Annotated in this window: 16 protein-coding genes; 8 read left to right on the top strand and 8 right to left on the bottom strand. The window is 69.8% G+C overall.

Going from position 1 to position 14,244, the window contains the following annotated elements; all coding sequences use genetic code 11:
• The first annotated feature begins 6 nt into the window (after nt 1–6).
• A complete protein-coding gene (locus ABZ796_RS08545) occupies nt 7–438 on the top strand; it encodes a GNAT family N-acetyltransferase (RefSeq protein ID WP_357336159.1) in 432 nt (143 codons plus the stop codon).
• Here ABZ796_RS08545 and ABZ796_RS08540 read toward each other — a convergent pair.
• From ABZ796_RS08540 to ABZ796_RS08530, 3 genes are read right to left on the bottom strand one after another with little or no spacing between them, the layout of a single operon-like run.
• Nucleotides 428–1,492, bottom strand: a complete 1,065-nt coding sequence (locus ABZ796_RS08540; RefSeq protein WP_357336158.1) for an MBL fold metallo-hydrolase — start codon at nt 1,490–1,492, stop codon at nt 428–430. The two genes, ABZ796_RS08545 and ABZ796_RS08540, sit on opposite strands and share 11 nt — an antisense overlap.
• A complete protein-coding gene (locus tag ABZ796_RS08535; protein WP_357336157.1) occupies nt 1,489–1,902 on the bottom strand; it encodes a hypothetical protein in 414 nt (137 codons plus the stop codon). Before ABZ796_RS08535 ends, ABZ796_RS08540 begins: the two co-directional genes overlap by 4 nt.
• Nucleotides 1,899–2,255 (bottom strand): hypothetical protein, encoded by a 357-nt coding sequence (locus ABZ796_RS08530; RefSeq protein ID WP_357336156.1) that lies wholly within the window; start codon nt 2,253–2,255, stop codon nt 1,899–1,901. Before ABZ796_RS08530 ends, ABZ796_RS08535 begins: the two co-directional genes overlap by 4 nt.
• 16 nt (nt 2,256–2,271) lie before the next feature.
• On the opposite strand from ABZ796_RS08530, the gene ABZ796_RS08525 reads away from it, so the two are divergent.
• The gene (locus ABZ796_RS08525; RefSeq protein ID WP_357336154.1) at nt 2,272–3,045 is read left to right on the top strand and encodes a putative protein N(5)-glutamine methyltransferase; all 774 of its coding nucleotides are present in this window, start codon (nt 2,272–2,274) and stop codon (nt 3,043–3,045) included.
• Nucleotides 3,046–3,238: 193 nt separating this feature from the next.
• The gene (locus tag ABZ796_RS08520; RefSeq protein ID WP_357336153.1) at nt 3,239–3,937 is read left to right on the top strand and encodes a TIGR02206 family membrane protein; all 699 of its coding nucleotides are present in this window, start codon (nt 3,239–3,241) and stop codon (nt 3,935–3,937) included.
• On the opposite strand, the gene ABZ796_RS08515 is transcribed toward ABZ796_RS08520, so the two are convergent.
• On the bottom strand, nt 3,901–5,001 hold the full coding sequence (locus ABZ796_RS08515) for a PLP-dependent cysteine synthase family protein (protein WP_357336151.1): 1,101 nt from the start codon (nt 4,999–5,001) through the stop codon (nt 3,901–3,903). The genes ABZ796_RS08520 and ABZ796_RS08515 overlap by 37 nt on opposite strands.
• A gap of 161 nt (nt 5,002–5,162) precedes the next feature.
• On the opposite strand from ABZ796_RS08515, the gene ABZ796_RS08510 reads away from it, so the two are divergent.
• Nucleotides 5,163–6,626, top strand: a complete 1,464-nt coding sequence (locus ABZ796_RS08510) for a malate:quinone oxidoreductase (RefSeq protein WP_357336149.1) — start codon at nt 5,163–5,165, stop codon at nt 6,624–6,626.
• A 184-nt stretch (nt 6,627–6,810) separates the two neighbouring features.
• Here ABZ796_RS08510 and ABZ796_RS08505 read toward each other — a convergent pair whose 3' ends face one another.
• The gene (locus ABZ796_RS08505; RefSeq protein ID WP_357336147.1) at nt 6,811–8,160 is read right to left on the bottom strand and encodes an FAD-dependent oxidoreductase; all 1,350 of its coding nucleotides are present in this window, start codon (nt 8,158–8,160) and stop codon (nt 6,811–6,813) included.
• A 110-nt stretch (nt 8,161–8,270) separates the two neighbouring features.
• Here ABZ796_RS08505 and ABZ796_RS08500 point away from each other — a divergent pair, with 110 nt between their 5' ends.
• Together ABZ796_RS08500 and ABZ796_RS08495 are read left to right on the top strand one after the other, a co-directional pair.
• The gene (locus ABZ796_RS08500; RefSeq protein ID WP_357336145.1) at nt 8,271–8,855 is read left to right on the top strand and encodes a helix-turn-helix domain-containing protein; all 585 of its coding nucleotides are present in this window, start codon (nt 8,271–8,273) and stop codon (nt 8,853–8,855) included.
• Between the two features lie 3 nt (nt 8,856–8,858).
• Nucleotides 8,859–10,118 carry an MFS transporter gene (locus tag ABZ796_RS08495; protein ID WP_357336143.1) on the top strand — a complete coding sequence of 420 codons (1,260 nt, stop codon included), beginning with the start codon at nt 8,859–8,861 and terminating at the stop codon, nt 10,116–10,118.
• Here the strand turns inward: ABZ796_RS08495 and ABZ796_RS08490 are convergent.
• Nucleotides 10,087–10,464: a hypothetical protein gene (locus ABZ796_RS08490; RefSeq protein ID WP_357336141.1), complete on the bottom strand. Its 378-nt coding sequence runs from the start codon at nt 10,462–10,464 to the stop codon at nt 10,087–10,089. The two genes, ABZ796_RS08495 and ABZ796_RS08490, sit on opposite strands and share 32 nt — an antisense overlap.
• Nucleotides 10,465–10,636: 172 nt before the next feature.
• Here ABZ796_RS08490 and ABZ796_RS08485 point away from each other — a divergent pair, with 172 nt between their 5' ends.
• On the top strand, nt 10,637–11,659 hold the full coding sequence (locus ABZ796_RS08485) for a hypothetical protein (RefSeq protein ID WP_357336140.1): 1,023 nt from the start codon (nt 10,637–10,639) through the stop codon (nt 11,657–11,659).
• Between the two features lie 16 nt (nt 11,660–11,675).
• Here the strand turns inward: ABZ796_RS08485 and ABZ796_RS08480 are convergent, their stop codons facing one another.
• Entirely contained in the window at nt 11,676–12,392 is a 717-nt protein-coding gene (locus ABZ796_RS08480; protein ID WP_357336138.1) for an HNH endonuclease family protein, read from the bottom strand.
• A 37-nt stretch (nt 12,393–12,429) separates the two neighbouring features.
• Entirely contained in the window at nt 12,430–13,023 is a 594-nt protein-coding gene (locus ABZ796_RS08475) for a PadR family transcriptional regulator (protein ID WP_357336137.1), read from the bottom strand.
• Between the two features lie 116 nt (nt 13,024–13,139).
• Here ABZ796_RS08475 and ABZ796_RS08470 point away from each other — a divergent pair, with 116 nt between their 5' ends.
• A complete protein-coding gene (locus tag ABZ796_RS08470) occupies nt 13,140–14,243 on the top strand; it encodes an aromatic ring-hydroxylating dioxygenase subunit alpha (RefSeq protein ID WP_357336135.1) in 1,104 nt (367 codons plus the stop codon).
• Nucleotide 14,244: the final 1 nt, after the last annotated feature.

Genomic DNA, 14,244 nt, shown 5'->3' with positions numbered 1-14,244 from the left:
CCACCCATGACCGACGTCGCCATCTCGTCCTTCGACGACCTCCCCCCGAAGACCGCGTACGCCCTGTGGCAGCTGCGTCAGGAGGTCTTCGTCGTCGAGCAGGACTGCCCCTACCTCGACCTGGACGGCCGTGACCTCGAGCCGGGGACGCGTCACGTGGTGCTGACCGACGGCGACCAGCTCGCCGGCACCGCCCGGATCCTCGACGACGGCGACGTGTGGCGGATCGGCCGCGTCGTCCTCGCTCCCTCCCACCGCGGCCAGGGCCTGGCCGACGTGATCATGAGGGCCGCCGTCGAGGCCGGCACCGACCGCGACATCGTGCTCGACGCCCAGACGCCACTCGCCGGCTGGTACGCCAAGTTCGGGTTCGTGAAGGACGGCGAGGAGTTCCTCGAGGACGACATCCCGCACACCCCGATGCGGCTCACTCGCTGACGGGGACGAACAGGACGCTCGCCTCGGTCTCCTCGCGCGTCGCGAGCCCTCGAGCCGCCAGCAGCTCGAGATGGGCCTTGGTCTCCATGACCGCGAGGCCGGCGTTGAAGTAGTCGAGCTCGGCGAAGGCACGCTCGTGACGGGTCCAGCCGAGGTCGTTCGCGACCTCGAGCGCCGAACGCCGCCCGGCCTGCAAGGACGCGAGCGACTGGGCCAGCCGCGACTCGTGATGGGCCAGGAGCTCGTCGACGCGGGCGTGCGACGACGAGCCGACCGGGCCGTGGGCGGGCAGCAGCCGCAGGTCGGGCAGGGTCCTGACCTTGGTCAGCGACGCCATGAAGTCGCCCAGCGGGTCGATGACCGGAACCGGCTCGAAGCCGATCGAGGGTGTGATCGTGGGCAACACGTGGTCGCCGGCGAACAGGACCGAGCCGGCCAGGTCCGCATAGACGTAGTGACCCTGGGTGTGGCCGGGGGTGTGCACGGCATCGAGGTCGCGCCCGGCCACATCGAGGCGTACATCCCCTTCCAGCCACTGCGAGGGCATCCGCCAGTGGGACAGGTCGGGCGCGGGCGGCGGGTTGGCGGCCCACTCGGCGGCCAGCTCGTGCGCACCGGCGTACGCGAGCAGCCGGTCCGTCGAGACCCAGCCGTCGAGATCGCCGTTGGTGAGCTCGAGCGTGGCCCGGTCGCCGGCGCCGAGCAGCACGTCGGCACCGAATTCCTCACCCAGGACCGAGGCGAGCGTGTAGTGGTCGCGATGCACGTGGGTGACCAGGAACCGCCGGATGTCGCCGAACTCGAAGCCGAGCTTCTTCAGCCCGGCCTCCAGGGCGGAGCGCCCTTCGGTGATCGCCCAGCCGCCGTCGACCAGCGAGAGCCCGTCGTCGCCCTCGAGGACGTAGATGTTGACCGCCTTGAGCCCGTCCATCGGCAGCGGCAGCGGGATCCGGTGCACGCCGTCGGAGACCGTCCAGGCCCCCGGAGCGGACCAGTGCTCTCCCGAGTCAGGCGAGATGGCGGTCGCTGTCGACTGACTGATCGGCTGGCTCATCGGTCTCCTTCGGGTCGACCTCTCCAGAGCCAGAGCAGACCCAGGATCGGCAGCAGAGCAGGAACGAAACCGTATCCGCTCCCGAACTTCGACCATACCGATGCATCCGGGAACCAGGACGGCACGACCAGGGACAGGACACCGACGACGATCACGCCGGCCAGCTCGATCCACAGCATGATCTTCGCGAAACCCGCAGACCCGGCGGCCGCCCGGCGGATCGCGAACCAGCCGGCGACGTAGGTCGCGGCCGCGACCACCGAGAGCGAGTAGGCGATCGGCGCCTCGTCGAACCGGGTGAAGACCTGCACCAGCGACCGGGCACCCGCGGCGAGCACGAAGATCGCGTAGACGGTCAGCAGCACCAAGTGCGGACCGGAACCGGTCTTGGCGGGCGAGGTCTCGGTCACCTGACCATCATGACGCGTACGGCCACGACCCCTGTCGCCAGGGCTGCCGCCGCGATCACGCCCGAGGACCAGGTCGAGCGATCACCGCGCATCGTCTGCAGCGCCAGCGGCATCAGGCACACCAACGCCCCCACGTAGCCCAGGAAGGTCGACAGCGACTCCGGCCTGCGCCCGGCCGACCAGGCCGCCAGCGCACCGATAGCGAGCACGACCGCCAGGATCTCCAGCATCCATGCCACCTGGTCCAGCCACGTCGGCCGCGGCGCCTTCAGCACCACGCCGAGCACGGCCGCGATCGTCACGAACGCGGCATATCCGGCCACGATAAATCCGATCAGGGTCACGGCGTCCACGTGCCAATCTTCTCCAATGACCTCCGATACGCCCGATCCGGGGCTCGTCGCCCGCCTCCGCGCCGCCGGCTGCGTCTTCGCCGAGGACGAGGCGGCCCTGCTCGAGGCCGCGCCGGTCTCCACACACGAGCGGGAGGAGATGGTCGTACGCCGCCTGGCCGGCGAGCCGCTGGAGCTCATCCTGGGCTGGGCCGAGTTCTGCGGGCTCCGGATCCGGGTCGCGCCGGGGGTGTTCGTGCCCCGGCAGCGATCGGCACTGATGGTCGACCTCGCCTGCCGGAGGGCCGGGCACGGCACGGCCCCGAAGGTGCTCGACCTCGGCTGCGGGACCGGAGCACTGGGTGCGGCCGTCGCGGCCCGCGTCCCGGACGCGGAGGTCTGGGCCACCGACATCGACCCGGCGGCGGTCGCGTGCGCCCGGCTGAACCTTCCCCCTGACCGAGTGCTCCTCGGCGACCTCTACGACCCGCTCCCCCACGACCTCGAGCTCGACGTGATCGTGGCCAACGCTCCTTATGTGCCGAGCGACCAGATCCGGAACATGCCGCCCGAGGCGCGCGACCACGAGCACCACGTGGCCCTCGACGGCGGCACGGACGGGCTCGAGGTGCAGCGTCGCGTGATCGAGCAGGCGCCGAAGCATCTCGCCCCTGGCGGCGTACTCGTGATCGAGGCCGGCCAGGAGCAGGCGCCCGTCACCGCGAGCCTGATGCGGGAGCAGGGGCTCGTCGCGGAGGTCCATCACGATGAGGACCTCTACGCGACCGCGGTGACCGGAACGGCTCGCTGACGAACTGCTCCGAAAAGCAAGGCGTCCCTCTGATTGCACACCACCCCCGCGGTGTGCATTCAGAGGGACCGCCACCTTGAAGGTCGTCCACCCCCCACCGGCGGACGACCTTCTCGCCGATGAAACGGGCCACCCGCCGACCCATGACGCGGGTTGGGAAGAATTATTTCGAGAATCCCGTCAGACTTCCGATATGCAGGCTTACGGTCTGACCCACCTGGTGCCGTTGTCCCTGCTCACAGCAGGGATCGTGGCTGTCGTCTGGCTGGGCAGGCAGCAGCGTTCCGACGCGAAGCCGTCGAGATTCTCCCGAGGATTCGCGCTCGCGCTTCCGCTCACGGTGATCCCGCTGCTGGCCCACGAGTGGGTCACCGACTTCGACCTCTTCATCGACCTGCCGGTCCAGCTGTGTGATCTGGCGTGGATCGCGGCGGCGATCGCGCTGTGGACCCACCATCCCTACCCGACCGCGCTGACCTGCTTCTGGGGCCTCACCCTGACCACGCAGGGTGTGTTCACCCCGGACGTGATGGACTTCCCCGACGTCAGCTACATCACCTTCTGGGTGATGCACCTGATGGTCGTGCTGGCCGCCGTCTACCTGGTCTTCGGGCTCAAGCTGCTACCCCGCTGGCATGACTACGGCTGGACGGTCGCGACCACCGCGGCGTGGGCCGCGGCGGCGTACGTCCTCAATCTGATCCTCGACGCCAACTACGGCTACCTGCGGCGCAAGCCGGAGTTCGCCTCGATGCTCGACCTGCTCGGTCCGTGGCCGCTCTACATCCTCAGCGAGATCGCGCTGGTCGCCGCTGTCTGGGCGCTGATCACGCTCGGGCTGCGGGTCTGGGCGCGTCAGGACGGGTCGACGAGGACGCCGGTGCGCTCGTAGTCGGCGAGAGCCGAGGCGTACGGGGCCAGGTCGATGCCCTTCTCGCTCACCCAGCCGTCGTCGTAGTAGGACGAGCGGTAACGCTCACCGGAGTCGCACAGCAGCGAGACGACGCTGCCCTCGGTGCCACCCTCCCCCATCTCGCGTACGACGCCCAGCGACGCCCACACGTTGGTGCCCGTCGAGGGGCCGACCGAGCGGCCCATCCGAGCCGAGAGCCAGCGCATCGTCGCGATCGAGGCCGCATCGGGGACCTGGACCATGTCGTCGACGACCCCGCCGACGAAGGACGGCTCGACCCGCGGCCGGCCGATCCCCTCGATGCGCGACGGCATCCCGGTGGCGTAGTCGGAGGTGTCGGTCTCCCAGCCGCCGTAGAAGGCGGAGTTCTCCGGGTCGGCGACGAGAAGCCTGGTGGGATGCCGGCGGTAGTGGAGGTAGCGGCCGATGGTCGCCGAGGTGCCGCCGGTGCCGGCCGAGACGACGATCCAGGTCGGCACCGGGTGCCGCTCCTGCGACATCTGGTCGAAGATCGACTCGGCGATGTTGTTGTTGCCGCGCCAGTCGGTGGCGCGCTCGGCGTAGGTGAACTGGTCCATGTAGTGGCCGCCGCACTCGCGGGCGAGACGCTCGGCCTCGGCGTACATGTCCGGAGCGCGGTCGACGAAGTGGCAGCGGCCTCCGTGCCACTCGATCAGGCGCACCTTCTCCGCGGAGGTCGAGCGCGGCATCACCGCGACGAACGGCAGCCCGAGGAGGCCGGCGAAGTAGGCCTCCGAGACGGCGGTCGAACCGCTCGACGCCTCCACGACGGTCGAGCCCTCGTGGAGCCAGCCGTTGCAGACCGCGTAGAGGAACAGCGACCGCGCCAGGCGGTGCTTCAGCGAGCCGGTGGGGTGGACGGACTCGTCCTTCAGATAGAGGTCGACCGCGCCGCTCGCACCGTCGCGGACCGGGAGCGGAACTACGTGCAGATGGGTGTCGGCCGAGCGCTGTGCGTCGGCCTCGACGCGGCGTACGGCTTCGTCGATCCAGGCACGGTGGGAGTCAGAGAGGCGAGGCACCGGCCGAGCGTAACTCCACCCTGATATGTCCCCGGCATGTGCGGTGAGTCACAATGACGGAACCGAAACACGATCGGGTCCGCAGTGAAGTTGCCCACAAGTTAGACCGATCTAAGGACCCCGATTAACCATTGCGGCCTCAAAAGCGAGACAAAAGACCTGTGGACGAACCTCTTGACGTAGTGCTGATCGGCGGCGGCATCATGAGCGCCACCCTTGGCGTGCTCCTCCAGGAGCTGGAGCCCAGCTGGTCCATCAAGATGATCGAGCGGCTCGATTCGCTCGCCGTCGAGTCCTCCGGCCCGTGGAACAACGCCGGCACCGGCCACTCCGCGCTGTGCGAGCTCAACTACAGCCCGCAGAACGCCGACGGCTCGGTCGACATCTCCAAGGCCGTCAACGTCAACGAGCAGTTCCAGCTCTCCCGTCAGCTGTGGTCCTTCCTGGTCGAGAACGGCCGCATCCCGGACCCGGACAAGTTCATCCACACCGTCCCGCACATGTCCTTCGTGTGGGGCGCCGAGAACGTCGACTACCTGCGCAAGCGCTACGAGGCGCTCTCGGTCCACCCGCTCTTCCCGGGGATGGAGTTCTCCACCGACCCCGAGGTCATCAAGGGCTGGGCGCCGCTGCTGCTCGAGGGCCGCTCGGCCAAGGCGCTCGCCGACGAGCCGGTTGCGGCCACCTGGACCAACGCCGGCACCGACGTCGACTTCGGCTCGCTCACCTCGATCCTGACCCGCACCCTGGTCGACAAGGGCGCCGACCTCGAGACCGGTTCCGAGGTCACCGACCTGCACCAGACCATGGACGGCTTCTGGCACATCTACGGCCGCAACGAGTCCGGGAAGTACCACCTGCGCTCGCGGTTCGTCTTCGTCGGCGCCGGCGGCTACGCGCTGCCGCTGCTGCAGAAGGCCGCCATCCCGGAGATCCGCGGCTTCGGCGGCTTCCCCGTCTCCGGTGAGTTCCTGCGTACGTCCAAGCCCGAGCTCGTCGCCCAGCACCGCGCCAAGGCCTACGGCAAGGCGGCCGTGGGCGCTCCGCCGATGTCGGTGCCCCACCTCGACACCCGTTACGTCGAGGGCAAGACCCACCTGATGTTCGGTCCGTACGCCGGCTGGAGCCCGCGCTTCCTCAAGACCGGCTCGCTCACCGACCTGTTCCTCTCGGTGCGGCCCCACAACCTGGTGCCGATGCTGCGGGCCGGGCTGACCAACATGGATCTCACCGTCTACCTGGTCAAGGAGCTGCTGCGCTCGCCGCGCAAGAAGTTCGACGACCTCCTCGACTTCTTCCCCGCCGCGGACCGCAAGGACTGGGAGCGGATCATCGCCGGCCAGCGGGTGCAGGTCATCCGCCCCGACGGCGTGCTCCAGTTCGGCACCGAGGTCATCACCGCGGAGGACGGCTCCATCGCCGGTCTGCTGGGCGCCTCCCCCGGCGCCTCGACCGCCCCGGCGATCATGGTCAACGTCCTGCGCCGCTGCTTCCCCGACCGCTGGGACGCCTGGCAGCCGCAGCTCAAGACGATGATCCCGGCCACCGGTGCCGAGCTCAGCGCCGACCCCGAGCTCGCCGCCGAGACCTTCGCGCGCACCGACCGCCAGCTCCACCTCGGCTAGTAGCCAAGCCGACCGCCCACCGCAGCCCACCGCTGTCCACCCGCTGGTCGAGCCGCGAGGCCGCCCGCGGCCGAGCGTGTCGAGACCAACACGGTTCCTTCGGCGCTCGATAGGACCGTGTTGGTCTCGACACGCCTCCGCCTAGCGGCTCCGGCGGCTCGACCAGCGGTGCGAGCGGTGGGGGTCAGCTCGTGAGGTGGTCGGCTACCGCGGCGGCTTGGACCCGGATCTCGGGGATGGCGGTGGCCTCGTAGAGCGCGCCCTTGCAGGGCGGGCCGACGGTCAGAAGATTGGGTACGACGCTGCCGCCTGCTCCGATGACGTGGCCGCCCTCGGTGACGTCGATGCCGAGGCGGAGGGGGTCGGGGGCGATCAGGCCGCGCTTCTGGAGCGCGAGCAGGAGCGGGTTGTCGGTGCGGGTGATGTCGGGTGAGGGGCCGGTGCAGTTGATCACCGCGGTGACCTCACGGTCGCCGTCGGCCAGCGTGATGACCGGCTGGGCGGCCCCGTCGACCCGAGAGCCGAGGACCCCGCCGCCGAGGATCTCCAGGCGTCCCTCGGCCTGGTAGGTGTCGAGGAGGGCGGCGATGCGCGGGGCCATGCGGTGGCGGCGTACCTCCCACTTGCGGGCGTAGACCTCGCGGAAGCGGCGGCGCTCCGGCTCGGGCAGGCGGCGCCAGATCGACTGGGTCGGGCCGCGCAGGCCGTCGATGACGGCTCGCCAGTCGACGCCGAGGCTGGTGGCGTGCTCGATCTGGTCGCGGACGAGGGAGGCGATGCCGTCGGCGGTCAGCGGGCCGTCGGGGATCGGGGTCACCCAGGAGGTGAACTGGTCGTCGACATGGGGGTTGGGGACCAGGCCGTGGCGGCTCACCATGATCACCCGGCGGTCCGGGGCGTCGTCGAGGAGCGTGACGGTTGTGTCGACGGCGGTCAGGCCGGTGCCGACGACGAGCACGGTCGCATCCTCCGGCAGGGCGCTGATCCGGGCCACGTCCCAAGGGTCCGACAGGTTCCACTGCGCCTCGGTGAGTCCCGCCAGCGGCTGGGGCGGCGGGTTGCCGTAGGCGAGGACGACGGCGTCGGCGACGTGACCTTCATCGTCGCTGGTCAGAATCCGAAAACCGGCTCCGACCGGCTCGACGTCGATAACCGTCTCGCCCACCGTCTCCAGCGTCCCGGAACCGTTCTCGGCAGCACCGGCGAGCCGGTCGCGCAGGTAGCGCGCGTAGTCGCGCCGGGGCAGGAAGTCGATCGGGCCGAGCTCGATGCCGGCCTCGGCCGCCCAGTCGAGCAGGTCGTCGCGGTTGTCGGGGAAACCCGACATGTTGTTGGCCCGGACGTTGAGGAGATGGCGACCGTCGGTGGTCGAGTAGGCCACTCCGTAACCGGCCTCGCCGCGCGACTCGAACAACGTCACCGAAGCACCGCGGCGAAGCAGGTTGATCGCGGTCAGCGTGCCGCTGGCTCCTCCTCCGATGATCGCCACCGTCGGGGTGGAGGTCGGCGTGGGCGGCGCGGCGTGTGTCGTCACTCCGACAGGGTAACGGCGCTATCCACGCTTTGTTCACTTGGTTACTCGATTTTCATCGACGATCACACAAACCTGTTTGCAAAGATCTCTTTGCGGTCTATCGTGGAGCCATGGCAGCCCGCGAGATCGTCCCCGGAGTCGACCAGCTCAAGGCCCTCGCCCACCCCGTGCGCGTACGCATGCTCGGCATCCTCCGCGTCGACGGCCCGGCCACCGCGACCACACTGGCCGCCCGGCTCGGCATCAACTCCGGCGCGACCTCCTACCACCTGCGGCAGCTCGCGCAGCACGGGTTCATCGAGGACGACGAGAGCCGCGGCAACGCCCGGGAGCGCTGGTGGAAGGCGGCCCATCAGATGACCGTCACCGGCGACAGCGACGTCCCAGACACCGTCGAGGGTCGCGAGACCCTGGACGCGTACCTGCAGACGGTCGTCACCATCTACGCCCAGCGGCTCCAAGAGGCGATCGAGGAGCGGGCGATCCTCCCCCAGGAGTGGCGCGAGACCTTCGGCCTCAACGACCGCGTCGTCCGGCTGACCCCCGCTCAGACATCGCGCGTCGAGGCGCAGGTCAACAAGCTCGTCGACGACCTCGAGGAGGACCCCGACGGCGAGGCCGTGATGTTCCAGTTCCACGTCTTCCCGCTGCCGGGACACCTCGGCACCGACACCAGAGACGACTCGGAGAGATAGGCCATGAAGCTCCCCCTCTACGGCTGGCTCGCGGCCGAGACCATCTCCCTGGTCGGCACCCGGATCTCCATGCTCGCGCTGCCCTGGTTCGTGCTCGAGACGACCGGCAGTCCCACCAAGGCCGGTCTGATCGCGCTCTTCGAGATGACGCCGCTGGTGCTCAGCAAGATCTTCGGCGGCCCGGTCATCGACCGCATCGGCCCACGCCGCGTCGCGATCGCCTGCGACCTGGGCTCGGCCGTCGTGGTCGGCCTCATCCCCGTGCTGTACGCAGCCGGCCTGCTGCACTTCCCGACCCTGCTCGCCCTCGTCGCGCTCGCCGGTGCGCTGCGCGGTCCCGGTGACGCTGCGAAGTCCGCGATGATCCCGCAGCTGGTCGAGGCGGCCGGGGTGCCGACGGAGCGGGCCACCGGTCTCCACTCGTTCGTCGAGCGCACCGCCTCGATGCTCGGCGTCGCCGCGGCGGGCCTGCTGATCGGGCTCGTCGGCGCCACCGACGCGATCGTGATCGACGCCGCCTCGTTCGCGATCGGCGCGCTCGTTCTCGCCGCGACGACCGCCGGGCTCGGCCGGTCCCGGCAGCACGAACCCGAAGCTCCGTCCGAGAATCCGGTCCCCTACGGTGCCCAGCTCGCCGAGGGCTGGCAGTTCCTCCGCCGCGACCGGGTGCTCCTCGGGATCGCGTTCATGGTCGCGCTGACCAACCTGATCGACCTCGCCTGGAGCAGCGTGCTGATGTCGGTCTGGGGCCAGCAGCACGCCGGCCCCGAGACGATCGGCCTGTTGTTCGCCACCTTCTCCGGCTTCTCCGCGCTGGGATCGGCCGTGGCCGCGGCGCTCGGCGACCGGATGCGGCGCTACCCGACGTACCTGGTCTGCTTTCTCATCACCGGGATCCCGCGGTTCCTGGTGATCGCCTTCGGGGCGCCGCTGTGGGTCGTGTTCGTGGTGTTCGCGATCGGCGGGACCAGCAGCGGGTTCATCAACCCGATCCTCGGGGCGATCCAGTTCGAGCGGATCCCCGCTCACGTGCTCGGCCGGGTGATGTCGCTGATCTCGGCCTTCGCCTGGGGGCTGATGCCGCTTGGCGGGCTGCTCGGCGGCGGCCTGGTCTCGGCGTTCGGCCTCACCACGGCGTTGGTGGCCTGCGGGATCGCCTACTTCATGGTCACGATGTTCCCCGCGATCGACCCGACCTGGAAGCAGATCGAGCGGCGGCCGGATCCGGCGGCTAGCAGGCTTCCCGCAGTCGCGGAATCCTAGGGATGCCGCCGAGCCGCTTGTTGTAGCGAACGTTGTCGGAGTAGTCCTCCAGGAGCGTCCACAGCGCCTTGTGGGCCGGCCACGGGATGGCCTCGCCGGGGAAGGCCCAGGTGGAGCCGAAGCCGACCCAGACCGGGACCCAGTCCTTGGCGCAGTCCCACTCGCCCCGCTTGGACATCAGCAGCCGGTTGCGGACCTGGAACGCGAGCCGCTGCCCGTCCTTCACGATCGGCGCCGCGCACACCCGCCACAGCGGCATGTCGAGCGACATCAGCTCGATCTCGATGTCGCCCAGAACGCGCGGGTCCACCAGGACCGTAGCGACGTTCTCATGCGGGCGCCTCATGTACATCACGCTAGCGGCGAGCACCGACATCCGTGGCTGGATCCGCCAGAAGCGAACAGCGCGACCCGATTCGCCACCCCGCCGGACAGGACGTACGCCGCGGGCCTATCATCCTCCCCAATCTCGATCGGGCAGGGAGGCCCGAGTGGAGGATCGAGGAAGGACCCCTACGTTGGCACCCCCGAGGCAGCCCAGAACCGGCGAGGAAGCCGAGAAGTACGCCGCGGAGCATCTGCATTCCCTCGGCTGGCCCGACGCTGCCCCCTCGGGCAGCACCGCGGCCGCCGACATCGACATCATCGGCGGCCGGCCGGCCAACGTCGTCGTCGCACAGGTGGTGCTCACCCGATCCCCGACCGAGGCGCGCAGCGTCTGTGCCGTACGCGGCGCCGGCTACGCCTACGACGCCCGGACGGTCGCGCTGTTCAGCCGCGCCGGCTACACCGTGGACGCGGTCGAGTGGGCCGACCGGATCCGGGTCGCGCTGTTCGAGTTCGCCGCCGACGGCTCGATCCGGACGCACGGGAAGCACGCGGCCGAGCTGGTCACCACCGCCACGGCTCCGGCGCCGACTCTCGGCCGGGCACCCGAGCCGACCCCCGGCAAACACATCGACCCCACCCGCACGGGCAGCTTCACCTTCACCTCGAAGATCCCCGCGATCAAGCCGCGCCGGAGGGCAGCCGAGAAGGCAGCCGACGAGACCGCCCCGGCCGTGGCTCCGGGCGTCGCTCCGGAAGCGACCGCTCCGACCGTCGAGAAGATCGCCGGCCCGTTGACCGGCCAGTTCCCGGCGTACACGACCACGTACATCGTCCCGGGCTCCCCTTCGACGATGAGCATCCCCAAAGCGCCCACCCCGCCGCCGGGTGAGCGGTGGGTGCCGGACGGGCTCGGGCCGATCCTGAACGCGATCGCGCGGGCGTCGCAGCTGCCCGTGGTGCTCGTGCTGGGCTCGGACCAGCGGGCCGAATGGGTGCGGCAGACCTTCCAGGTCGCCACGATCACGGTCACCGACGAGAGCGTGCTGCCGATGCTGCTCTCGCTGGTGACGGGCCGGGAGTCGCAGTACACCAGCGGTGAGTCCTATCACAAGGTCGGCGGCCTCAAGCCGCAGGGCGAACGGGCCCTGGAGTCCTGGCGGGCGTGGGAGGCCTACGACCGGGCGATGGCCAACTACCGGCGCGCGGTCTGAGCCTCGGGTCGGCCGCTCAGCAGTAGCCGAGCATCTCCCCGAGCGCCCGCCGCTCGCTGTCATCGACGGCGAGCGACCAGCGCGTCTTGGTCTCGACCCAGCGGGCGGCGTACGCACACTGGAACCCCTTCCGCGGACGCCAGCCCGCCGGGTCGTCGTCGCTCTTGCTCATGTTGGTCGGGCCGTCGACGGCGAGCAGGTTGGCCAGGTCGTTGGCGAAGGCGCGGCGCCGGTCCGGTGACCAGCCGCTCGCACCGGAGCGCCAGGCCTCCGCGAGCGGCACGATGTGGTCGATCTGGATCGCCTGGGCCTGCCGGGGGTCCTTCAGGTCGGTGAAGACCAGGCGCCGGCCGGTGTAGGGATCGACCCAGGTCCCGGCGAGCACGTCGTGGTCGCACCTACCCTGCTGATCGGTCCGCACCTCGACGGCGTCGCGCCTCAGCACGTCGTCGCGCTGGTTGCACCCGTTGCCGTCGCTGTCGGCCCAACCGCCGCCGAACACCGAGCGTTCGTACGCCGCCAGCCCCTCCGGCCGCCTCGCGACCGTCGCCAGCGCGGCGAGCTCACCGCGCACCTTCGAGACGTCGACCGGCCCGGCCGAAGGATCCGCCGTCACGACCGGCGGCGGCGCGCTCCTGGTCGCCGGCGCCTCCTCCGGCAGCCACAGCGAGACCGCCCAGCCGGCGATCGCCAGCAGGACGACCAGGACCCCCAGCGACGTACGTCTCCCCACGGGATCGCATTGTGCCCGCGACCACCGACAACGCGGGTCAGTCGACCGGCGCGCCCTCCAGCTCGTCGACGAGCACGAGGCCACGCTCGGCCCAGGCGATCGCTACGCGCGCCTGGTCGATCAGGCCGTCATAGGCGAAGATCTTGTAGCGCACGATCCGGTCCCACTGGCTCGCGTCGTAGTGCTCGAGCCGCCGGGCCAGGGTGGGGTGGCTGCGGTCGACGAGCGTCGCGCGGGTGGCCTCGAGCATCGCCAGGTGCTCGGTCCAGTGGTCGCGGAACTGCTTCAGCTCGACGCGTGCGGCGCCGGGTTCGGCCCACTCCAGGTAGGCCGCCTTGAGATAGGCGGGCTCCCGCTGCCGGCGGATCTCGATCGGCGCGTCCATCCAGTCCCGGAAGGCCTTCACCCCGGCCTCGGTGACGGTGTACTCCTTCTTGGTGCCCTTCTTGCCCCACGGCACGACCGTGGACTCGAGCAGGCCGTCGCGCTCCATCCGGTTGAGCTCCGGATAGATCTGCGAGTCAGGCGCGTGCCAGACATGGGCCACCGACTGGCTGAACTGCTTGGAGACGTCGTAGCCGGTCATCGGGCGTGAGGTGAGCAGCGCGAGCAGCGCGTACCTCAGCGACATCGTGCCCCCCTCTTCACACAGTGATCGTGGCGCGAGCGTACCTGCCTCTTGCCACTAACTATAGAGATAGGTAGTTTGTGACGAGCACAACACCTATCCCCATAGGGAGTTTCCCCATGACCGTCCTGGATTCCCCGCCGATCACCGCGGCCAGCAAGATCTTCAACTTCCCCCGCAACGCCTGGTACGTCGCGGCCTGGGACCACGAGGTGACCGCGAAGCAGCCGCTCGCGCGCACCATCGCCGACCGCCCGCTGGCCCTGTGGCGCAACAGTGACGGTCGTGCCGTCGCCATGGCCGACGCGTGCTGGCACCGGCTGGCGCCGCTGTCGAAGGGCAAGGTGCTCGGCGACGAGATCCAGTGCCCCTACCACGGGCTGCGCTACAACTCGGCCGGCCGCTGCACGAGCATGCCCGCGCAGGAGACGATCAACCCGAGCGCGATCGTCCCGTCCTACCCGGTCGTCGAGCGCTACCGCTACGTGTGGGTCTGGGTGGGCGACCCCGACCTCGCCGACCCCTCCAGCGTTCCGGACATGCACCAGATGGATTCCCCGGAGTGGGCCGGCGACGGCGAGACGATCTACGCGCCCTGCAACTACCAGCTGGTGCTCGACAACCTGATGGACCTCACCCACGAGGAGTTCGTGCACAGCTCGAGCATCGGCCAGGACGAGCTCTCCGAGGCCGAGTTCGAGGTGAGCCACTCCGACCGCGAGGTCACGGTCACCCGCTGGATGCGCGACATCGACGCGCCCCCGTTCTGGCTGAAGAACATGCGCGACAAGTTCCCCGGCTTCTCCGGGAAGGTCGACCGCTGGCAGATCATCCACTTCGAGGCGCCCTCGACGATCCGCATCGACGTCGGCGTCGCCAAGGCCGGCACCGGCGCCCCCGAGGGCGACCGCAGCCAGGGCGTCAACGGCTTCGTGATGAACACGATCACTCCCGAGACCGCGCGCACGTCGCACTACTTCTGGGCCTTCATGCGCAACTACCGCCTGGAGAGCCAGACGATCACGACCCAGCTGCGCCAGGGTGTCCACGGCGTCTTCGGTGAGGACGAGGACATGCTGGCCGCCCAGCAGCGTGCGATCGACGCCAACCCGGAGCACGAGTTCTACAGCCTCAACATCGACGCCGGCGGGATGTGGGTGCGCCGGATCCTGGACCGCATGCTGCAGGCGGAGGGTCTCCCCGCCGCCGCAGCGGCGAAGTGAG

Origin of the sequence: Nocardioides sp. NPDC047086, from assembly GCF_040643685.1 — a bacterium.
In the GTDB taxonomy this organism is placed as follows: domain Bacteria; phylum Actinomycetota; class Actinomycetes; order Propionibacteriales; family Nocardioidaceae; genus Nocardioides.
This window is presented reverse-complemented; position numbering and strand designations above follow the sequence as displayed.

Coding starts and splice junctions, on each gene's coding strand:
- ABZ796_RS08545 (WP_357336159.1), top strand. CDS start 7: ATGACCGACGTCGCCATCTCGTCCTTCGACGACCTCCCCCCGAAGACC.
- ABZ796_RS08540 (WP_357336158.1), bottom strand. CDS start 1,492: ATGAGCCAGCCGATCAGTCAGTCGACAGCGACCGCCATCTCGCCTGAC.
- ABZ796_RS08525 (WP_357336154.1), top strand. CDS start 2,272: ATGACCTCCGATACGCCCGATCCGGGGCTCGTCGCCCGCCTCCGCGCC.
- ABZ796_RS08520 (WP_357336153.1), top strand. CDS start 3,239: ATGCAGGCTTACGGTCTGACCCACCTGGTGCCGTTGTCCCTGCTCACA.
- ABZ796_RS08500 (WP_357336145.1), top strand. CDS start 8,271: ATGGCAGCCCGCGAGATCGTCCCCGGAGTCGACCAGCTCAAGGCCCTC.
- ABZ796_RS08495 (WP_357336143.1), top strand. CDS start 8,859: ATGAAGCTCCCCCTCTACGGCTGGCTCGCGGCCGAGACCATCTCCCTG.
- ABZ796_RS08490 (WP_357336141.1), bottom strand. CDS start 10,464: ATGAGGCGCCCGCATGAGAACGTCGCTACGGTCCTGGTGGACCCGCGC.
- ABZ796_RS08475 (WP_357336137.1), bottom strand. CDS start 13,023: ATGTCGCTGAGGTACGCGCTGCTCGCGCTGCTCACCTCACGCCCGATG.
- ABZ796_RS08470 (WP_357336135.1), top strand. CDS start 13,140: ATGACCGTCCTGGATTCCCCGCCGATCACCGCGGCCAGCAAGATCTTC.